Origin of the sequence: Candidatus Nanosynbacter sp. TM7-074 (assembly GCF_041006295.1) — a bacterium.
In the GTDB taxonomy this organism is placed as follows: Bacteria; Patescibacteriota; Saccharimonadia; order Saccharimonadales; family Saccharimonadaceae; genus Nanosynbacter.
This window is the reverse complement of sequence record NZ_CP158487.1, coordinates 98,162-119,634: the sequence shown is the minus strand read 5'-3', so window position 1 is coordinate 119,634 and position 21,473 is coordinate 98,162. Positions and strand designations below refer to the sequence as shown.

General features: G+C 41.1%; 18 protein-coding genes, 2 tRNA genes and 2 other RNA genes. 8 read left to right on the top strand and 14 right to left on the bottom strand.

What is annotated here, in order from left to right:
* Window positions 1–6: 6 nt before the first annotated feature.
* Window positions 7–1,995 carry a type IIA DNA topoisomerase subunit B gene (locus tag TM074_RS00635; RefSeq protein ID WP_369000474.1) on the bottom strand — a complete coding sequence of 663 codons (1,989 nt, stop codon included), beginning with the start codon at window positions 1,993–1,995 and terminating at the stop codon, window positions 7–9.
* A 147-nt stretch (window positions 1,996–2,142) separates the two neighbouring features.
* Here TM074_RS00635 and TM074_RS00630 point away from each other — a divergent pair, with 147 nt between their 5' ends.
* Together TM074_RS00630 and TM074_RS00625 are read left to right on the top strand one after the other, a co-directional pair.
* Entirely contained in the window at window positions 2,143–3,747 is a 1,605-nt protein-coding gene (locus tag TM074_RS00630; RefSeq protein ID WP_369000473.1) for a hypothetical protein, read from the top strand.
* A gap of 9 nt (window positions 3,748–3,756) precedes the next feature.
* Window positions 3,757–4,329 (top strand): hypothetical protein, encoded by a 573-nt coding sequence (locus TM074_RS00625; protein ID WP_369000472.1) that lies wholly within the window; start codon window positions 3,757–3,759, stop codon window positions 4,327–4,329.
* Window positions 4,330–4,342: 13 nt separating this feature from the next.
* On the opposite strand, the gene TM074_RS00620 is transcribed toward TM074_RS00625, so the two are convergent.
* From TM074_RS00620 to ssrA, 4 genes are all read right to left on the bottom strand, one after another.
* The gene (locus TM074_RS00620) at window positions 4,343–7,192 is read right to left on the bottom strand and encodes a type IV secretory system conjugative DNA transfer family protein (RefSeq protein WP_369000471.1); all 2,850 of its coding nucleotides are present in this window, start codon (window positions 7,190–7,192) and stop codon (window positions 4,343–4,345) included.
* Between the two features lie 8 nt (window positions 7,193–7,200).
* Window positions 7,201–7,653, bottom strand: a complete 453-nt coding sequence (locus TM074_RS00615) for a hypothetical protein (RefSeq protein WP_369000470.1) — start codon at window positions 7,651–7,653, stop codon at window positions 7,201–7,203.
* Window positions 7,654–7,710: 57 nt separating this feature from the next.
* A complete protein-coding gene (locus TM074_RS00610; protein WP_369000469.1) occupies window positions 7,711–8,082 on the bottom strand; it encodes a hypothetical protein in 372 nt (123 codons plus the stop codon).
* A gap of 1,324 nt (window positions 8,083–9,406) precedes the next feature.
* Window positions 9,407–9,806, bottom strand: a transfer-messenger RNA (tmRNA) gene (gene ssrA / locus TM074_RS00605).
* 66 nt (window positions 9,807–9,872) lie between these two features.
* Between ssrA and TM074_RS00600 the strand changes: the two genes are divergently transcribed.
* The 4 genes from TM074_RS00600 to rplT are packed head-to-tail and all read left to right on the top strand — an operon-like array spanning window position 9,873 to window position 12,522.
* Window positions 9,873–11,396 (top strand): YifB family Mg chelatase-like AAA ATPase, encoded by a 1,524-nt coding sequence (locus TM074_RS00600; protein WP_369000468.1) that lies wholly within the window; start codon window positions 9,873–9,875, stop codon window positions 11,394–11,396.
* 57 nt (window positions 11,397–11,453) lie between these two features.
* Window positions 11,454–11,984, top strand: a complete 531-nt coding sequence (gene infC / locus TM074_RS00595) for a translation initiation factor IF-3 (protein WP_082001319.1) — start codon at window positions 11,454–11,456, stop codon at window positions 11,982–11,984.
* Complete coding sequence (gene rpmI / locus TM074_RS00590) at window positions 11,984–12,178, top strand: 50S ribosomal protein L35 (RefSeq protein WP_010164349.1); 195 nt, start codon at window positions 11,984–11,986, stop codon at window positions 12,176–12,178. The genes infC and rpmI overlap by 1 nt, the downstream gene beginning before the upstream one ends.
* Window positions 12,178–12,522 (top strand): 50S ribosomal protein L20, encoded by a 345-nt coding sequence (gene rplT / locus TM074_RS00585; protein WP_039326851.1) that lies wholly within the window; start codon window positions 12,178–12,180, stop codon window positions 12,520–12,522. The genes rpmI and rplT overlap by 1 nt, the downstream gene beginning before the upstream one ends.
* Window positions 12,523–12,573: 51 nt before the next feature.
* Here the strand turns inward: rplT and rnpB are convergent.
* An RNA gene (gene rnpB / locus TM074_RS00580) (RNase P RNA component class A) lies at window positions 12,574–12,913 on the bottom strand.
* A gap of 175 nt (window positions 12,914–13,088) precedes the next feature.
* On the bottom strand, window positions 13,089–13,688 hold the full coding sequence (locus TM074_RS00575; RefSeq protein ID WP_369000467.1) for a site-2 protease family protein: 600 nt from the start codon (window positions 13,686–13,688) through the stop codon (window positions 13,089–13,091).
* A gap of 143 nt (window positions 13,689–13,831) precedes the next feature.
* On the opposite strand from TM074_RS00575, the gene rpmB reads away from it, so the two are divergent.
* On the top strand, window positions 13,832–14,038 hold the full coding sequence (gene rpmB, locus TM074_RS00570; RefSeq protein ID WP_010164343.1) for a 50S ribosomal protein L28: 207 nt from the start codon (window positions 13,832–13,834) through the stop codon (window positions 14,036–14,038).
* A gap of 74 nt (window positions 14,039–14,112) precedes the next feature.
* Here rpmB and TM074_RS00565 read toward each other — a convergent pair whose 3' ends face one another.
* The 5 genes from TM074_RS00565 to thrS are packed head-to-tail and all read right to left on the bottom strand — an operon-like array spanning window position 14,113 to window position 18,382.
* On the bottom strand, window positions 14,113–14,751 hold the full coding sequence (locus TM074_RS00565; RefSeq protein ID WP_369000466.1) for an MBL fold metallo-hydrolase: 639 nt from the start codon (window positions 14,749–14,751) through the stop codon (window positions 14,113–14,115).
* A gap of 2 nt (window positions 14,752–14,753) precedes the next feature.
* A complete protein-coding gene (locus TM074_RS00560; RefSeq protein ID WP_369000465.1) occupies window positions 14,754–15,341 on the bottom strand; it encodes a transcriptional regulator in 588 nt (195 codons plus the stop codon).
* A gap of 24 nt (window positions 15,342–15,365) precedes the next feature.
* A complete protein-coding gene (gene miaA / locus TM074_RS00555) occupies window positions 15,366–16,256 on the bottom strand; it encodes a tRNA (adenosine(37)-N6)-dimethylallyltransferase MiaA (RefSeq protein ID WP_369000464.1) in 891 nt (296 codons plus the stop codon).
* Window positions 16,241–16,561 carry an MGMT family protein gene (locus TM074_RS00550; protein WP_369000463.1) on the bottom strand — a complete coding sequence of 107 codons (321 nt, stop codon included), beginning with the start codon at window positions 16,559–16,561 and terminating at the stop codon, window positions 16,241–16,243. Before TM074_RS00550 ends, miaA begins: the two co-directional genes overlap by 16 nt.
* Window positions 16,562–16,570: 9 nt before the next feature.
* The gene (gene thrS / locus TM074_RS00545; protein ID WP_369000462.1) at window positions 16,571–18,382 is read right to left on the bottom strand and encodes a threonine--tRNA ligase; all 1,812 of its coding nucleotides are present in this window, start codon (window positions 18,380–18,382) and stop codon (window positions 16,571–16,573) included.
* Window positions 18,383–18,442: 60 nt separating this feature from the next.
* On the opposite strand from thrS, the gene TM074_RS00540 reads away from it, so the two are divergent.
* A tRNA-Val gene (locus TM074_RS00540) sits at window positions 18,443–18,519 on the top strand.
* 762 nt (window positions 18,520–19,281) lie between these two features.
* On the opposite strand, the gene TM074_RS00535 is transcribed toward TM074_RS00540, so the two are convergent.
* Complete coding sequence (locus TM074_RS00535; RefSeq protein WP_369000461.1) at window positions 19,282–20,964, bottom strand: glycosyltransferase family 2 protein; 1,683 nt, start codon at window positions 20,962–20,964, stop codon at window positions 19,282–19,284.
* A 386-nt stretch (window positions 20,965–21,350) separates the two neighbouring features.
* Window positions 21,351–21,426 (bottom strand) — tRNA-Thr (locus TM074_RS00530).
* Window positions 21,427–21,473: the final 47 nt, after the last annotated feature.

Below are 21,473 nucleotides of genomic sequence, written 5' to 3'. Positions count from 1 at the left end.
TCCTCCTTAAAAGTCCAAATCTTCCACGTTAACCTTAGCGGCATTTGTTTGAATAAAATTTTTCCTCAATTCTACACTGTCGCCCATCAGCTTCGTAAATATCGCATCCGCCCGCTCTGCGTCCTCGATATTCACCTTCACCAAAGTTCGATTCTCTGGATTCATGGTCGTTTCCCACAACTGAGACGCGTCCATCTCACCCAGACCTTTGAAACGTTGTTGCGCTGTAAATCCAGCTTGCTTAAATCTCTCAGCCGACTCGTCTATCTTAATGCCAGAAGCTCGACGCTCCTCAATTCTCTGGCTCAGCGTCTGCTCCAGTGCCGCCTCATCATAAACGTATTCAATTTTACGATTACTACCTGTACCCTTAATCAAGCCAAACAGAGGTGGCTTCGCTAAGTACACATGTCCCGCCTCAATAACTTCAGACATATAGCGGAAGAAGAAGGTCATAAGAAGAGTTGAGATGTGAGCGCCGTCAACATCAGCATCCGTCATAAAGATTATCTTATCGTAACGGATTCCACTAATATCAAACTGGTCACCAATACCAACACCCATAGCCTTAATTAATGAAACAATCTCAGCATTAGCAAACATCTTATCAAACCTTGCTCGCTCAGTGTTCAATACCTTACCACGCAGAGGAAGAATAGCTTGAATAGTCGAATCACGACCGTCTTTGGCCGAACCAGCCGCCGAGTTACCCTCAACGATAAATAACTCACAATCTTTTCGATTACGCGACGAACAGTCAGTTAATTTAGAAGGTAAATTCAGCCCCTCAAACGCACCCTTACGGATAACGTTATCGCGAGCCGCCCGAGCTGCCTTACGCGCTCGCGCTGCCAAGGCCGCCTTGCCAACAACCTTCTTAGCTGTAGCCGGATTCTCTTCTAAGTAGTACGCAAAATACTCGCTCATCACCTGATCTACATAGCGACGCATCTCAGGATTACCAAGCTTATTCTTTGTCTGGCCTTCAAACTGCGGGTCGGGTAACTTCACTAATATTACTGCTGTCAGACCTTCGCGAATATCATCACCAGTCAGGTTATCTTCTTTTTCTTTTAGTAGATTATTTTTACGGGCGTAATCATTAATAACTCGCGTTAGTGCCGTTCGAAAACCAACCAAATGAGTACCGCCATCAGGAGTTAAGACGTTATTAGCAAATGGCTTTACCACCTCAACATAAGTATCGTTATACTGTACAGCGATCTCCACCATACAATCCTCAACCTGCTTCTCAACATAAAATATATCTTCTGACAAGACTTCTTTACCGATATTCAAGTTCTTCACATAACTCTTAATGCCACCCTCAAAGTAGAAAGCTTTTCTCTCACCGGTTCGCTCATCAACAACTGATGTGTAAACGCCCTTCGTTAGATACGCCTGATGTCGAAGATAATTAACAACCCATTTATAGTCAAAGCTAACGGTCTCTTTAAAAATAGTTGGGTCTGGATAAAACGTAATGGTGGTTCCAGAGGTATCAGACTTACCAACAACCTCTAAATCAGTTTGTGGCACGCCAGTCGCATATTCCTGACGATAGACTTTACCATTTTTCCGAACCTCGGCAATCATTCGCGTAGACAACGCATTCACGACACTCGAACCAACACCATGAAGACCAGATGAAACCTTGTAGCCGCCGCCGCCAAACTTACCACCAGCATGCAATATAGTTAAAACTGTCTCCAGGGTACTTTTACCTGTCTTTGGGTGCTTATCAACAGGGATTCCGCGTCCGTCATCAGAAATACGCACCCCACCATCTTCCAGCAGCGTCACTTCAACTTTTGTAGCATAGCCAGCTATTGCTTCGTCAATAGAGTTATCGGCAATTTCCTTAATTAAGTGATGCACACCATCATAGCCAGTGCTACCGATGTACATACCTGGACGCTTGCGAACCGGCTCAAGCCCTTCCAGGACCTGAATTTGCGAGCCATCATAAGATTGTTCATTTTTTTGTTTAGCCATATCTCCCTCACTATTATCTGAATTATCAGCTCTTTTCAACACATCTATTATACATAAAAATAGATACATTATCAAACTATTTACTTTTCTAGTATGCTTATGCTAAAGTTGAATTAAAGTTCTATAATAAAAACAAAAGAGGTCAAAATGTTCAAAAAAATTATCTCGCGCCTACCGTACAGCCCTTCAATGATTCACAGTCTGGGCTTTTACGCAAAACGCCTTCGTAAAGAGGAAGCTACACGAAAAATCGGACTTATTTTGACCGCCCTAGCCCTTATCGTGCAGTCTTTTACAATATTCTCTCCGCCAGAATCCGCCAATGCCGCTGATTCTAGCGACCTGATTTATGGCGGAATCTCCAGCGGTTCCCAATTATTAGCCCACTATGATGCTAACACTAACAATATCCACGATCTCTATAACCATCTGGGGATTAGTCGCTCCGACCTAGAAGCCGCCACAGGAAACTTACAGACCTTAAATAGCAATATGGGGACTTATTCATGGGGCCTCACTCCTCATTTTGGCGCCTCAAGAGGCGAAGGATCTTACGTTGTTCGCACCTCACAAGGCGGCGCTCGAACTTTTTACTATCGACCACACAACCTATGGGGGAATTTTACCTATAGGGCATTCGTCGGCTATTCAGCTGGGACCGGCTGGTTTGCAATTATGCTAAACTGCGGCAACCTAATCTTAAAATTTGCACCACCTAACCACCACTGCCCAACCGGACAAGTTGGAACATACCCAAACTGTTCAACTCCACCAAAGCCAGTAGCAACCTGTAACGCTCTAGATATAAAAAAGAATGGTGACGCCTATCAGTTAACTGCTGATGCAAGTGCAGCCAATGGCGCAACTATTCAACAGTATATATATAATATATATCGAAATAACACGCTGATAAAAACTATCACCAGTAATGATAAAATCGTCACCTATACCGAAAAAACTCCTGGCTCCTATAAAGTAGTTCTAACCGTTAAAAGCTCACTGGGAGACAAAACTTCAGATGCCTGCGTGAAGACATTCACTATACCAGAGCCAGAAAGGTGTCCACAAAATCCTAAACTACTGAAAGACGATCCTCAATGCCAACCATGCCCCGGTGACTCTACAATATGGATTAACGATAGCCGATGCTCAGCTTCATTTGTTCAAACAAAAAATGCAACCAATCTTACCCAGAATAACGCCAATGCAACGACAACAGTTGCTAAATCTGGAGATCGCATTACCTACACCCTATCAGTAAAGAACAAAGGCCTAAAAGAAGAGGAGTTTGTTTTTAAAGATCAAGTTAGCGATCTACTGGAATATGCCGATATATTCGATCCCGGTGGTGGCAACCTAACAGATGATAAAGGCGCCAGCACTGGTAGCGGTAATGCAAAAACTCTAGTATGGAACCCAGTTAAGATTAAACCTGGTGAAACCCAACAGCGCAGCTTTACTATCCAAATAAAAAGTAACATACCAGCTATGGCTAGCGGCAAGAGTAATCCAACGTCTTATGATTGTCGAATTGACAACACCTTCGGCAATACCGTCAGTACGAAGGTAGATTGCCCTGCGCCAAAAGTTATCGAGCAAACAACTTCTCAGCTGCCAAAAACTGGTGCTAGTGAAAATATGCTATTTGCCGGAATTGTCTCAGCCGTAGTAGTGTTCTTCTACACCCGGTCACGTCAATTAAACAAAGAAGTTAGAATTGTTCGGCGAGATATGTCCGCAGGAACACTATAGGAGGTTAAAATGAGTGAAAAATTAAAATCTACCTCAGAAAATTCTATTGACAACGAAGCATGGCATAACGTCAATAACGAAAAATCTGCTGAGATTGCCGAATCTCTAGAAAAAGCCATAGAAAAAGAAAAATCTAATGCCGAAAATGAGAATAATATCAAGCACGAGGCTATCAAACTAGCCACCCGCCACGAAAATGAGCAAACAGAAAAGCATCAGTCTAAAGAAACTAAAGAAGACAAACCTCTCACTAAAAAAGACATTGATAACTCATACAGAAAGACTCTGACCAACGTCCAAAATCAATTATCAGCTCCATCCAGGGCATTTAGTAAGGTTATCCATAATCCAGTTGTTGAGAAAACCAGTGACGCCATTGGCAATACTATTGCCCGCCCTAATTTAATTATTTCTGGCGCGCTGGGTGCAATAGCCTCTGTTTTTGTGTACTTTATTGCGAAAAGATACGGCTATTTATTATCAGGATCAGAGGTGATGGTGTTATTTGTAGCAGGTTGGTCTATCGGCGCAGTCATTGAATACGCCCGGATAGGCTTCATAAATAATAGAAAAAATCGCTAATTAACTATCGATATTATCGTAAATTAATTGTCACTTCGTTGTCATCATTATCACTGCTACGTAAATCAAGTCGATTTTTAACTACAGGACGGCTAGGCTCTACGGTACTAGGTAGTCTATTAGTGTTAACTGTAGCTATTTCCCGCTCAGAGTCTTTATTCTGTAGAGAGATAGGATTGCCCACCGGAGCAGCCACAGAAGGAGTGTTGCTTATCGACCCCACGCTATCTGAGACCTGCTGCGCTGATGAAGAAATTTGCACGCCACTGGGTTTAGTAACCGGATTTACCGCAGGCTTTCCGCCTAGCTGCTGTCTTTTTGCTAGCCATTCATCCAAGAAAGACGAACCTCCGGCTGAGGGTTTCTGACCAGCAGATGAAATGCCCTGCATAGAATTCAGCTTTGGCGCTTGGCTACTCCTAAGCCTATCGAAAATCTCCTTCTCAACAACCGCGCGCGGCTTGCCGTACTTAGCTGCAGACAACCTTACTAGAGCATCTCTCAACTGGTTATTGGCCTGCCCCATCGGAGGGATCCAGTTCATACTGAATGGAGCTGACGGCACGTTATTAATCATTACAGAGGTTATAGATTGGAAATTTGGCAATTTAGCCAAATCGTCAACATCAAAAGTCGGCTGGAACTTCTTAACCATCAATTCTGCATCCGTCACACCAATACGCCCAGAGATAACCGTACCAACGTTACCAATGATAGCTTCACGTATCTTATCGGTTAATTGGGTCATAAACTGATTACCCATAATAAGGCTTAATTTATATTTACGAGCCTCTGATAGAATAGATTCAAAGCTGTCTGTAGCAAAGTTCTGGAACTCATCGACATATAATGAGAAATCAACTCGCTGGTCCTCTGGAATATCGGCCCGCGACATTGCCGCCGCCTGAAATTTCATCACAAAGATAATACCCAACAACTTGGAGTTTAGCTCCCCCATCTTGCCCTTCGACAAGTTAACTAGTAAAATCTTATTATTATCCATAATTTCACGCAGATTAAAGCCAGATTTTGTTTGACCAATAATATTACGCATAGCATCATTAGAGATAAATGGGCCAAACTTTGCCACAACCCACGAAACAACCTCGCCGGCTTCATTCGAACGCTGAGATGCCGGAAATTCCTTTGTCCAAAAATCAATAACCTGCTGATCCTTTACATATTTCAGCTTACTCTTAACAAATTCTGGATCAATAAGACACTTTGGCACATCAATAAATGTTCCACCTGCGGGGTCTGCCATCAGCAGTAATGCACAGTTTCTAAAAATATGCTCCAGACGAGGACCAACAATGCCTGTATGTCCCGGGTCGTATAACCCGTATAGCATATTAATTGCCTCTTGAACCAAAAAATCTTTCTGATCCGGCGTATCAAATTCAAACATATTGAGCCCAATTGGATTAGCCATATCTGATGGGTTAAAGTATATGATGTCCTCAACTCGCTCTTTTGGCACTTTTCCTAGCAATGATTCTACCAAATCGCCATGCGGATCAATAAAAGCAAACCCACGACCATCCATCATGTCTTGGTATGCCATGTTCTCCTGAAGCACTGACTTACCTACACCAGTCTGACCAATAATGTAAACATGGCGACGGCGATCTTTTGTGCCTATACGGATTGGCTTCTTTACTCCCCGAAACTCGTTATAGCCGATTAGAAGGCCCTCGTCTAGAATGTCAGTTGGTCCATCAACCTGCTTTGACATTTGACGCTTAACCTGTGAAGTCGGGATTGCGCTAGATCCTGGCAGGTGGAATAATGTTGCCATTTCAACACTGTTGAGAATATTACTACGAGCTTCTTGAGGAAAGAACCGCATGATATAAGCCGTTGTCATTTCCTCAACATTTCTCGTTAAAGAAAACTTAAAACCGTTATTACGAGGGGAATCAAATAGCGAAAAAGCAGCAATAATATTTTTTAGCAATACCTGCGAACGAGCTGCGGTATTTGAGGAAATTACAACACGTATAAGAACTTCGTAGGCAGGATATCTAGTCTTCTCACTAATGGCATCGACTTCGGCCTGCTCTAAAGAGGTCAATTGCTTATCTTCTGGACTCTTTGCTTCGTCCTTATCTCCACCCTCTGGTGGCTTCCATAATGCCTCCATAATATCAAGGGGAGCAACACCAGCCAGCCCCTTTTTCTTACCTTTATTCTTTTTCATACCATCAATATGAGACTCTGAGGCTTTTGACCACCCATCATAAGCTGGTCTCAATAAGAACTGAACACCTATGCCATCCTCTCTAGAAGCAGAAGATAATGCATTTAAAAGTGCCCTAGAAGCGTCCCTTTTTGACTCTTGGTAAGTAGATATCGGATATACAAATGACTTCTTTAAAGTAAATTCACCACCTATAGTACCGCTCATTTTTCCCACTTTACTGAATATATTAGCATCAGTGACTTCTTCTAGTCGAGCAGATGGATAAGCCGCCGCCACAGCCTGACGAATAACATCCACCAGCACTAACGGAACTACAGCATAATAATGGACAAGCCCACCACGCGCAACAATCTCGAATGACATATGACGCTGTCCATAAACCTTACTTTTAAACCCTTTCGTAGCCGTACTTGAGATGATGTTGTACATCACCTGAGCTTGGGACAAGACCTCTTCCGTAAGGTCTCTCTCGTCTCTATTGGAACCATTAACATCTTCGCTAGTTGGCGGTAAATGAATAAGTAGTGGCACCATTTTCAGCCCACGTTCGTAATTTTTAGCCTCCCTAAGCATATTACGATACTGAAGAAAAGCCACCGCAATACCAGCCGCAATAATAACTATTACTATAAAACTAACAATCAGAGGACCCGCACCCATATAAAAACCTATTCACCACTATTATAATCTTTACCCAACGTTTTATTATACCTTTTTTTCAAATAATCAATTTGCAGCTGGGTAATAACCCTACTTCTCTCATAAGGGTCATCTTTCGTTAAAATTATAATTTTTTTTACTTTATCTACCCACTCTTTTTCAATTAGATCCTCGTCTGCTGCAACTAATGGCGTATCGTCGCTAGAGACCGAAGTCGAACCCGCATTTACTGATGTTGTATTTTTATCATCATTCAGAAGAGCGGCTGAGTCATCGGTGTCATCGACGGGCAATGCTACTGGTATATTATTGTATCGCTCAACAGTAGAAGACTGTCTACGCTCTGTATCAGATATCAGTTCAGGACTTTCTGTTGTACTTTCTACACCATTATCGCCACCCATAAATATATGGGGTTGTGCCTCAGTATTCCTGCTGACTTGTGGTAATTCCGGATTCATACATATACATTGTATCACGTCACCACTTAAAAGCATACGTTTAGGCGTTCCGAGATATTAGTATCTTTTATGTATAAAAAAGCACACCAAAAGCTCAAAAATCGCCAGCAGCATTACTTCGAAAAACCCAACACCGCCCATTGACTGCATCCCAACATAAATAGTCGGAGCAAGAGATATCATAGTAGAATAATAATATATTTTATACTTAGACTTCTCAGAGATTTTATTAAAATCAAAAAAGTTCGCAGCTATTCGCTCCGAAACTAAAAATATCACATAGACTATACAGATAAACAATATATACAAGCACGTAAAAAATGCCAAAATTCCAAACGGACCCGCACTACTTGGATTAGTCGCATTCAACAAAACAGCAATAAAGATCGTGGCAACCAATGCAATGAGACTAACTATTCTTATCCCCATACTCACATAATACTATAAACAAGAAGCCTGAGCGATAGTATTATCAGAAATAAACACAACCATCCGCCGATAAAAAATAACTATTAGGCGCGGGTGTCTATAGCTGCTTTTAGCTACCGCTCGAGGCGATTGACCGCTCCTTAATTAAGGAGCATCCCTGCGGCGTTCCTCTGCATACACCCAGTATTATAATCGCTAACATCTTAACGAGGATTAACTGGATGCATGCGGTACTAGCCGCGCGCTCAACGCTTTTACAATTTGTGTTGTCGTAAAGGCGGAGCATTGGCTGCGTCATTATAAAAATCATGCAGCCAATTGTCCGTCAAGTACTTACTCTTAAATGTTGGGTCTTTATTTATGAATTATTAATGTGTTTTTTTGCTTTTTAGTTTCCAATAAAAGCTTACGTTTATACTAGCACAACCCATTTATTATGTCAACCAAAACATTATTAAAAATTATTGTAATATTTACTTATTATTAGCTGTTGTTAAAATTATCATCTGTTAAAGTGGTAAATATAATTTTGTCTACTTAAGTGTTTTTTACAACAATATTACGAATACTGCCCTATTGCAGTCCCATAATGATACCCATGCCAAGGTAGCTAAAGTCATTACAGAAGGTGCAATTTAAATTTTCGCCAACACGTACGAACTCGATAACATTGGTTCATTTATTTTTTACCTATATAAATCTATAGTACAAATCTTTAGATAACTCACAAAATAAACTAAGTATTTTTGTCAATCAGAATATATTAAATATTTACAATCATATCGCCCCCCTTTTTTCTTCTTTTCATCGCCACGGACACGACTATCGTGCATACTTTTTTAAATAATTATTACGTCATATCAAATAGTGATTATTCCAAAATTATACAATCGCCCTGGACATTACAAGCCAGCTCAAAATATATTAAGACATAAGCCATAGACCCGACTATACAAATAACGTCTTTACCCCAGCAAACTATGGCACAAACCACCCTAAGACAAAACTCTCAGGTGATACAAACGATCAACTACAAATCAATCTTCTATAGCACCTCGCCACCATAGACGGTGATAAATAATGAGGATAGTGAGTGTAGTATTTTTTACTTAGGTTTTTTGTAAAAATACTGTTGACATAAGCATTTCTATGACTTATTATGGGGGTAGCTTCTGAATAAAAAAGTTATACAGAAGCCAAAAATAAAAAGAACTTGTAAAACTCCACTTTTTAAAAACAACCACTACTCGCAGGTGGTTGTTTTTTTGCAGCCTACATTACTTACCAAATAAAAAACCGGCCTCTCGGCCGAATCAAATATACATGGTGGAGCTGCCGGGTACTGCCCCCGGGTCCAACTGGTATCATGATACTCGTCTACGAACATAGGCTCATTTAAAAATTTTATAACGTCACCTGGCTAAAAAATGAGTCGAAAAAACCAAGTTTCGTTACGCGGAAAAAGTCCCGCATGCCCGCCGCTTCCGAGCGTGCAGCTAGCAACATATATATGACACCCTACACATCGGCTGTTGCCACGATGCTAGGATGATCGCTAAAAACTAAGCAGCGATAGCGACCGGCTGAGCAACTTTGAACGAATCAAAGAATGCAGCAACACGATCTTTCAAAGATGTTCTTGCATCTAAAATCATACGTTACGCGTATCGTCGGCTCGCAGAATATCTTGATAAAGTCCAATTGTCGAAAGCTATATCAGCCCCGCACATTAATAATGATTATACCACTGCCTCATTTAAAAATCTATACACTTATGTTTTAATAGACTTATGGTAAGCAGAGTTGTCTCAGCCACACCCTATGGTTTCACTGGAAAGATTATTGAGGTTGAAGGCGACATGTCAAAGGGGCTACCTAGCCTACAAATCGTAGGTATGGGCAACAAGGCTATTGATGAATCTCGAGATAGAGTACACAGTGCAATAAAAAATTCATCCCTAGATTTTCCAAAGGGCAAATTAATTGTTAATTTAGCTCCAGCGGAACTGCCAAAAGACGGATCACAGTTTGATCTGCCAATAGCACTAGCCATCTTGTGTATAGGAGGTATGCTAACTCAAAACGACATAGAAGGTGCAATTTTTGCAGGTGAACTAGCCTTAGATGGTAGCCTACGACCAATACGATCAGCAATTGTCACAGCTGAGGTTGCTAAAAACCACAAAATTAAATCAGTATTCGTGCCAGCCCAGAACGCAGAACAAGCATCTCTAGTTCCCGGTGTTGAAATATTCCCAGTAGACAATCTCAAATCTCTCTTCCTACACTTAAAAAAGGAGAAGTTCATTAAATCAATAAATAGAACTAAAAATAAAATAGAAACTAACACGCCAGAAGACAAGACGACAATTGACGACATCTATGGACAGGAACAGGCTAAAAGAGCCATTCAGATTGCCGTAGCTGGAAGACATAACATTTTGCTATCTGGCCCTCCGGGATCAGGAAAAACTATGCTAGCAAAATCTCTAAAAAACCTATTACCCCCACTATCAAAAACTGAAATCGTTGAAGTTACCAAACTACACAACCTGGGCAATACTAACACTATCAGCAGTACCATTAGAGAGCGCCCATTCAGATCACCCCACCACACCGCTAGTAGAGCTTCCATCATCGGCGGCGGATCAAGGATACAACCCGGAGAAATCAGTCTGGCGCATCGAGGTGTTCTATTCCTAGATGAGCTATTAGAATATCCCAGAAATATCTTAGAGTCGCTACGCCAGCCCCTAGAAGACCACGAGATCACAGTGAGTCGTGCTAACGGTAAGTTCAACTTTCCTGCCAATTTTTTATTGATTGCCACTATGAATCCCTGCCCATGTGGGTTTCTTGGTGACTCAGACAAAACCTGCATCTGCTCACAAAATCAAATCCTTAACTATCAAAAAAAGCTATCAGGACCGCTACTTGATCGCATAGACTTAACCGTATCAGTTTCAAGAGTTCCCCACGAAAAGCTACTCAGTAATAGCTCGTTGATAAAATCACAACATTCATTATTTTTGTCTGAAATTTCTCAAGCTCGTGCCATTCAGAAAACTAGATATGGATGTAGCTATAAATACAACAATGACCTTTCAAGTAGCGATGTTGACAAAATTACATCTATTTCAGCCGCTACGAAAGCCTTCTTGATTAACGCAGCTAGGCGACTAGACTTAAGCACGCGCAGCTATTTTAAAGTAATTAAAGTTGCCCGCACAATAGCCGACCTAGAAAATTCAACCTCGATAGAAGTTTCACATATCGCCGAAAGTCTGCAGTATAGACAAATTAACATTAACTAATTACATCCTTGAAAATAATAAACATCTCTGTTACAATAGCAACTGAGTTAATCTAAAATTGCTTCAAAAGGAGAGCCAGAGATTAATAAGTCAATCCGTATCAACGGAGCAATCCGTGCAAAGGAACTGCGGATAATTGGTCCTGACGGCGAGCAGCTGGGAATCATGTCGCTTCAAGAAGCCTTGAAAAAGGCCGAGGACATGAATCTTGATTTAGTTGAAATATCGCCAGGAGCCAAACCGCCAGTTGCAAAAATCATTGACTGGGGCAAATATCAGTACCAGAAGATGAAAGATCAGCAAAAAAACCGACGGCAAGCAAAGTCTGGAGACTTAAAGCAAATGCGCTTTGGTCTAAAGATAGGAGCTGGAGATCTTGAGGTAAAGCTGAAAAAAATCCGTAAATTCTTGGAAAACGGACACAAAGTTCGCATACAAGTAGTTTACAAGGGGCGCGAAATGGCCCACAAAGAAATTGGCTACGAATTGATTGACAAAGTCATGGATCAACTTAGTGACGATGCAATATTAGAGCAAAAGCCTCAGATGGCTGGTCGCAATCTGAGCGTAGTAATAAGGAGTAAGTAATGCCAAAGCTAAAGACCCATAAAGGCACTGCGAAGAGAATTAAGCTGACCAGTACCGGCAAATTGACACGCCAGCGCGCATTTGGCGGTCACTTTTTGGCTAAGAAGTCAAAAAGCCGTAAGCGCGCAATAAATACAACAGCAACCGTAACTGGTTCGATGGCTAAGAATGCTCGTCGAGCAATGGGAGTATAATTATGCGAGTAAAACGAGGAGTTACCGCACGCGCCAAACATAAGAAGATTCTAAAAGCAGCCGCAGGGATGCAACATAACCGTACTAGAAGTTTTCGTCTAGCAAAACAAGGGGTTATTCGTGCCCTACAATACGCTTATCGTGACCGCCGCAATAAAAAACGCGATTTGCGTGGACTATGGATTACCCGCATTAACGCAGCCGCTCGCCAGGAAGGCACAACTTATGGCAAGCTAATAGCTTCTATGAAGTCCAAAAATATTGAGATTGATAGAAAGATTCTGGCTGAATTAGCAGTTAGCGAGCCAAAAGCTTTTGCCGAGATAGTAAAAGCTAGCCTATAATATAACCTCCTAGCCATAATGGAAAACACCCTGTGTCATATCAGGGTGTTTTCTTATAGCCTGTCTATAAGCCGGGTTCTGTCTAGGGTAATCATCTATCTAGTTTGCTTGTTGCCAAACAAATCAAGCGGTTATCGGTCTACGAGTGGACTCCTCTTTGCATGCAGACCTCCTTGCAGTCGGCAGGGTTTACCTCCCATCTACGTCACCGTAGACGACTGTGAGCTTTTACCTCACTCGTTTCACCTTTTCCTCTATATAAATAGAGGTAGTTTCGTTTCTGTGGCACTTTCCCTAGGGTCTCCCCCGGTCGCCGTTAGCGACTGCCGTCATCCTTCACTGCCCGGACTTTCCTCTTAAGATTAACTCAAGCGACTACCCAACAGGCTACCTATCCATTATACCATTAAAACCCCAAGCTTTTCCGTGAGCGCTCGATATTCCCCGCGTAGATGCAAGGTGGGTGCCCGCAAAGTATTACCACAGTAATAAATCATTAGAGCTCCCTATCATATGATGTTAGGAAAATCATACGCGCCCACGGAAAAACCTAGGGTCTACTAATATTATACACCAAAAATCATCATAAATATATGCAATATAGCCCGAGTACAGCCAAACATTACCTGACCCACCGCACCAGAAAACAGTAAAACAAGAACTAGCACCAAAAGAGCGCCCTGCTGCTCAATTTTTTGCATAATAACCCTAACCCCCTCTGGCGCTACAGCATACAAAATTCTCGATCCATCTAGCGGTGGGATTGGTAGCATATTAAAAATAAAAAATCCTAAATTTACAGATACAGCAGTGGAGATAACCATCCCATATATAGTTGGCTGTATCACTCCCCCGGAAGTAATAATGCCACAAATCACCCCCAAACCAAATAAGATAAAAGCAATTAGTAGATTAGTAATTGGACCAGAAAGAGCCACTAATGCAGCCCCCCACTCACCAAAGCGTACCCTATTTGGATTAAATGGAACCGGCTTAGCACCACCAAAAATTGGCCCGTGCAACAGCACCATCATTAGCGGCAGCAATATGGTCATAAAAGGGTCAATGTGTCTTATTGGATTTAATGTTAGCCTGCCCTCCTGTCTGGCTGTATCATCACCCAAAGCATAACCCATAAATGCATGCATAGCCTCATGGATGGTCATAGATAGCAGTATAACGACTATAACTATTATTATCTCCAAAACCATAGGTGCTATTATAGCACCAACCGGCCATCTTGACTAATTACATAAATGTCGCTACAATAATAAAGATTGTTATCAATAATAAAGTAAAGAGAGTGGAAATGGCATCACGATGTGATTTAACAGGCAAAGGCAAGCAGTATGGCAATAATGTCAGCTTCTCCTTGCGCCGCACCAAGCGTGTCTTCAAGCCAAATCTTCAAAAGAAAACTTTTGTTGTTGATGGTCAGAAAATCACCATGACCTTAAGCACACAAGCGATTCGTACTTTGAAGAAAAAAGGCATCTTAAGTACGCCTGGCAAGTAAATATCTATTTACGAACTTCTAAAATTAAAATCACCCCAGCTAAATACTGGGGTGATTTTAATTTATTGCAAAGACTAGCTTCTAGATATTTTTACAATCGTTAAGCTGCCAGGCAAATCGGCAGACTTCTTTAATTTCCACTTCTGCCCAGCCTCAATGACCGGAGCCCCCAAGGCCTTCACGAACTCATCCAAGTCAGCTTGCGGAACCTCATAATTTAAATTTGAATCCCTATAATGTACTGGAATAACCACCTTAGCGTCAAGCTGGCGAGCCACCTTAGTTGCACCTACGGCATCCAGTGTATAGCCACCACCTCCTACGGGTAATATTGCAAAATCTACAACGCCAATATTCTCTAGCTGATCGTCAGAAAGTCCATCCTCCACATTACCGACAACCACACCCTTAACGTCGCCGACTGTAATTCTGTAAATTGTAGTTTTTCTTACATCACTACCAGCATCAATATGCCTACGCGCAGGGATACCTAATATAGATATATCCCCAACCTCATATTCACCAGGTCCATTAAAAAGCAACTTTGGCGATGATTCCACATTGGAGAGCCTATCTTCAGTGACCACCTCTATATCGTTATTAATGGGCACATTTTTACCACCAGCAATCTCTAAATTTGGATCAAAGACAACACGAAGCTTTCTTGTATTAATGACAACAGCGTTGGCGCCCTTATATTCTATCTCAAACATCCCTACTCCTTTCTCATTATACCTTCTGTATCTAACAATACTGAATGTTTGTTCCTAATCATATCCATTATAAACCTATCCTTGACGCTCATCCTATAATAAAAGTCATCATACGTCATTATAGCATAATTTATTTCACTCTTCTTAGCCTTCTCAATTCTTTTTATCAAGTTCTTTATTGCTACCGCAGACATGTTATCGCCAACCAGGAGCAAATCAACAGAGGCGATAGAGCCAATATCCAGCTTTCCAGCAGTTATAGCTATTTTTAAGCCTCGTATTCTCTTTATTGAATCTTCCCATGAAACACTTGCCGGCTTTTTATCATCATTATTTTTATCAGAGAAAATCACCATAAGAGGCTTCACATAAGGATAATCCTCATTCACACTGTAATATAACTTATTATCTATAGCATCCTGCTTCACAATGCCCACAGAAACCATATTCGCCAATTCACGACGAACAGAATTTATTTGCTCATCAATCATTCTAGTAATTTCTCTTACGTAGAACGATTTTTCCAGATTATTAAGAAATAAATACAGTAGTTTTACTCTTGTTTTTGAACCAAATAATGAATCAATCATTGCACTATAATTGTAACATATTTTTTACTTGTCATCTAATAATCGTGACAAATAGTGTTCGCATGAATCTATATCTCCCCACTCAATAAACGGATTGCGCCTAAACCATGTTAGCTGACGCTTCACAAGACCTATGTCCCTTTTTATAAACTCTTGGACCGCTTGCGACTGATCCATACTTCCATCTACTACCTTTTTAATAATCGGATAAACATTACCAGTCATCGCTTCGTTAGTCCAGCCATACTGACATCCCAATATTATTGTTTCTTTGACAACACCATCATTGAACATTTTTTTTGCTCTACCTGTAATCCGTTGCGTTAGTAGATCTTTTTTTGTTGTAATTCCAACAATAATAGTGCTTTTCGACGGAGTGGGCTGCCTAGACACTTCCTGTCCAGCCAATTCAATTGACCTAATCAGATATCTTTTATTCTTATTATTTTCTGGCAAAGAGATATCCTGTTTAATACAATAATCCTGAAGCTGCTCTACAGTCATTTTCTGCAGCTTATTACGCCTGTCTTTGTCATAATCATTACCAAATTCAAAGTCAAAAACAACTGCATCAACATACAAACCGGTACCGCCCACAAGAAAAGGCACATTGCCTCTGCTTCTAATTTCTTCAATTTTACGATTAGCATAATCTTTAAACTGTGCAGCGCTGAAAGAAACTCCTGGATCCACCAAATCAATACCCCAGTGAGGTACAATCCGTTGCTCATGAAGCGAGGGCTTTGCAGTACCGATGTCCATACCCCTATAGACAGTTCTACTGTCGGCACAGATTATTTCGCCACCATACTTCTTGGCTAAACGTACCGCCAGAGATGTTTTCCCGCTACCAGTTGGACCAACAATTACAATTAACGGCAACTTAGAACTACTGCCTATCAATTCTGACGCCATCTTCGCTCCTTAAAATTAGCTACCCTGTAACGATCATCGCACAAAATACCATCCTGCTCCAGCATCAACCGTTGCGCACACTGCCCTCCAGGAAAACCAACAGCCAAACCCCCTCTTGAATTAACAAGCCTATGCCACGGCAAATTACTCGGTCCGCCATGAGCAATCTCTCCAACCTGTCTGGCTGCATAGGGATGTCCAGCCATAGCTGCTATATCTCCGTAAGTAGTCACCTTATCGGACGGCAATAGAGCCATCAGTACATATACTCTATCCCGGAGATTATCAACTTTTATATTTTCCAAAAACTCTCCTTATAAAGATTTTAAATATCCAGAGAGGTTCTCTAGAGGAATTTTTTCCTCGCCAGTCTGAGTTCGAACACTAGCCTCGCCCGCTTCCATATCCTTTGGTCCTACTATAAGCTGAACTGGTATCTTCATAGACGTCGCCTCTCTAATCTTTTTACCCAAAGACTCGTTTCTTAGGTCTAATGTAAATCTTACATCATTATACTTAACGGGCTTAGTTAGGGTAGTTTCTGACAAAATAGTTGTTATTTTATCAACATAGCCTAATACAGAATCATTAATGGTCAAAATACGCACCTGCTCTGGAGCTGCCCAGAATGGAAACCAACCACCTGTATGCTCAATAAACACGCTCAAAAATCGCTCAATCGAACCTAGTAAAGCACAGTGGACCATAACAGGTGTTGTAGAGTTGCCATTAATGTCCACATACTCCAGCCCGAACCTCTGAGGTTGTACGAAATCTAACTGCACAGTTGCCACCTGATGTTCACGACCAATTGCATCAGTCGCCATGAAGTCAATTTTTGGACCGTAAAAGGCCGCTTCGCCCTCCTGCTCAAAGTAATCTAGGCCCACTCTCTCAACGGCTGACTTTAATTGACCTTGTGCAGAGTCCCATAGGTCAATATCACCTAAGTATGAATCAGAATCGTCACGATAACTCAGGCGAACTCTTAGCTTCATGTCAATTGACTCATACAGTTCACGAGCCGCCGACAACAAGTTATTAATCTCCTCCTCAATCTGGTCTGGCCGACAGAAGACGTGACTGTCGTCTTGTGTCAATGAACGAACACGACTTAATCCACCTAGCTCTCCAGTCTTTTCATCACGATAATCAGTTGTCGTCTCCAGATATCTTACTGGCATATCTCGATAACTTCGTGGACGTGAGGCAAAAATCTGTGTATGGTGCGGGCAATTCATAGGCTTGAGGGCCATTTCATCACTAGTCTCTTGACTCTTTACTAGGAACAATTCTTCACCAAACTTTGCCCAGTGACCCGACTTTTCATACAAATCTTTTTTTGTGATATGGGGAGTCCACACCTTCTCAAAACCGAATTTCTGCCGCAACTGATTTGAATATTGAGACATCACCTCACGTAAAATAGTCCCTCTAGGTGTAAATAGTGGCAAGCCAACACCCACTAGTGGCGAGGTCGTGTATAAATCAAGGTCCCTACCCAGCTTTCTATGATCGCGCTGCTTTGCAATCTCTATATTTTCCAAATATTCATCTAGCTCTTCCTGGGTGGCAAATGCTACGCCGTATATACGCTGCATTTGCAGGTTATTTTCATTACCACGCCAATATGCGCCAGCAACCTTAGTCAGCTTAAACGCACCGACCTTACCTGTACTATCAACATGTCCACCCCTACACAAATCGACATAGTCACCCTGCGAATACAAAGATACGGCCTTGACCTTACTAGGAGCTTCATTTGCAGAGCCAATATCCTCGCCAGATAATTCACTAGCAACGGTAGTACCAGACCGCTTAAGGTCGTTTAATAGCTCAATCTTAAAGTTCTGCTGATTTTCCTTAGCCCAATCAATAGCCTCATCTATTGCCACATCTCGCCTTTCGAATGGATAATTAGCAGATATTATTTTTCGCATCTCTTTTTCTATCTTCGGCAGACTATCTTCAGAAATTGTCGCACCATCAAGATATATATCATAATAGAAACCATTCTCAATAGCTGGACCTACGCCAAACTTTGCCTGAGGCCATAAACGCTGAACAGCCTGAGCCATAATATGCGCCAAACTGTGTCTCATAGATTTTAGTTCATCTTCACTCATATCAATATTATAGCACGCTCCTTGCGAACAGATATCTGTTGTGATAGTATTATTACATCTGGGCGATTAGCTCATTTGGCTAGAGCGCTTCATTGACGTTGAAGAGGTGAGAGGTTCGAATCCTCTATTGCCCACCAGATACGACAAAAAGCATACCCTTTATTATTTACCAATAAAGGGTATTTAATTTTATCGATGTAAGCATTGACATTATAGAGTAAATATGTTAGTATCCATAGTATGAGTAAACATAGCTCGCCGCAATTAGACACAAAAATCAAACAATCATGCTCCTTGTTGAGCAAAGCGCAACTTCATTATGAATACAACAGGAAGATTAACGAGGAGAGATCTGCGCTGTCTGCTGATCTGCGCAATCGTTAGACCTCTACTTAATACACAGTAGAACTGAGGGCCCCTGTAAATGGGGCTTTTTATTTTACACAGTGCTTTTCCACTAGATTTTTTTATAGTTATATGACAATATATTGATATGATATGTTTAAAATGTTTTCACGACAAAACCCGTATAGTAAACTCTCGTCAAAATAAAAAATATCCGGCAACATGGAGAAGGCATGCGTGTACAAGGTGCGGACACTCTTTTACAACCTACGAGAAGCCGGTAATTCACCTTCCAGTCCTATCGAAAGAAAACAATATTAATAACTTCTCTATAGGCAAGCTAATCATCAGTATTGCACGAAGTTTTAATCATGATAAAAAAGCAGCTGATTTTTACAGCTACGATTTAGCAAATACCGTACAAGATAAGCTACTATTTCTACAAAACAAACATACAATATCGGCACAAGATATAGCAAAGATTACCCACTCTACTCTACAGAGTTTTGATCAAATAGCAGCCCTACAGTACGCTGCCCAGCATAATCTAATCACTAGTCAGCGGAAGAGACGCGGTCGCCCCTCTTTTTATTACCCCGAGAACGACCCTGGTCATTCATCTCAACAGTAGTTTTTTCCGTTACATCAAATTTATCAAGATACTTACCCAGTAAAAGATGCGTCTGAGCATTGTACGAAGCCATTGAACTGTATACAATAGCGATTACTGGCATCAAAGCCCACTGCATAACCATAAGTATGTTCCTACGCTTCTTATATCTTTCTGGGCGTGGAGGTAGAAGCTTAAATGATACAAAAATTAATACCAGTATACCCACCATTGCCACCTGTTGTATCAGACTTACTGTATCAGGCAATTGATGAGCGGCGACGCTACGAGCAGCCTCACCGTTTAATACAAGCGGCGCCCATCCACCAAACGCAACGATTAGCGCAATGCAGGCCTGTGTAACATGTCCATCTAATAATCTTATAAACCTTGCCAAGCTCGGTAAAAACCTTACCTTCCTGTCCTTATTGAATACATTGTTACCAACATATGCCACATCTGAAGCGCCATAGCTCCAGCGGCGTAATTGAATAAACTGAGCGCGTAACGTTTTTACATAGCCATTAGACAATACTGCGTCCTGATATATTGGAACGAACATTGGCACGACCTCATAATTGCCATTGAAATAAAAATAGCTACGCCAATATTGATGTCCGTCTTCGACAATTGTACGAGTACTCCAGAAGTTCATCTCCACAAGCGCACTCATAGGCTGTGCATGAGATGCAAAATTGCGCAAAGAGTAAGGCCTCATAGAACTAATGATATTCCAAAATGAATTACCTGTCGCCACCACTCTCATCGGCGCAGGTACGTCCCATATATTATTAGTAAACAAGCATATTGGCTGGAACGATAAATGCTTCCTATCTTCATGTGTAATATATTCATACGTTAAATAGTCAAAGTAGTGCTTGTGCGGTTTATTATCGCAGTCCATTGTTGTAACTATTACATCAGAAAAGGCTATTCCTTCATGTTGTAAATACTGCTGCAGCCATTTACCAGCATAGGTAATATTCCCTCCCTTACCAACAACTTCATTTGGTAGGTCTTTTGGGTGCTTTACTATATGGAAAGAGTGAAAATTCTTACCGTACTTTTCCTTTAAAATATGGGCTGTCTTATCAATTTCAGCACCACCACGTTCTTCATAGGCAAAAACAACAATCAAACGCGTCTTATCGTAAGTCGTCTCTAAGACCGACTTTAGTGCAGGCTCTATCACTTCAATACTTTCATTGTATGCCGGCATTATGAGGGCGTTGTAAATATTACCGGGCTTTGGGAAATGCCCTTCCTCTGCAGCTGACATAAACCTCAGATTCTCTAAGTGTTGTTTATAAAGCAACGCCCCAGAGGGGATATCTCTCAACCTAGAATACGATTCTTTTGGACTCTCTAAGTCCATTAAACGCCTGCTCCAATCAACCCTAGATGCTCTTTCCATGTTTCTGTGACCACTAACCACCCTATAGCTAATGGCAATCGTCTTCACAAAAGCGACTAAAATAATAGTCAGAAGATATATTGACGCCAGAACAGGATTAACTATTGATAGAATAATGAGGAGAATGATAGCTCCGTAGCTTAACAATCCCGGTAATATTTCAAAAAATCGATATTTTTTTGTTCGTTTGCCAAGTGGAATTTCAATATCCATACATTTATCCTAATGATGCAATTTTAATAATTGAATATGCCAATGCAGTCAAAACAATCAAGATTCCCAAAGTCAACCACAGAAAAAATACAGCCATACTACGCTTTTCTAACGAAACCAACTTAATGCTTAATATAGAATGTCCAAACACAATCATAAAAGCTAGAGCAATATATCCGAACAAACTGTACCAATGGTTTCTATAAAAGTTTGCAACTCCGTACGCAGTGTAACGAGTAATAACCTGCGCCTCACTATGCTTAATAGATGTTATCAAGAATATGGAGATAGCAATAAAAACTATGATATTAACAATCAAAAGGATAGATATTCCACGATCGCTTAAAACGGTTTTTATCGATTTATTGATAGTATCTTTCATAAAATGGAGCCGCTGACTGGGCTTGAACCAGCGACCTGCTCGTTACGAATGAGCTGCTCTACCAGCTGAGCTACAACGGCAAACTCCTTAGAAAATTATAACAAAAATAGAGGGTTTTTCAAACCAA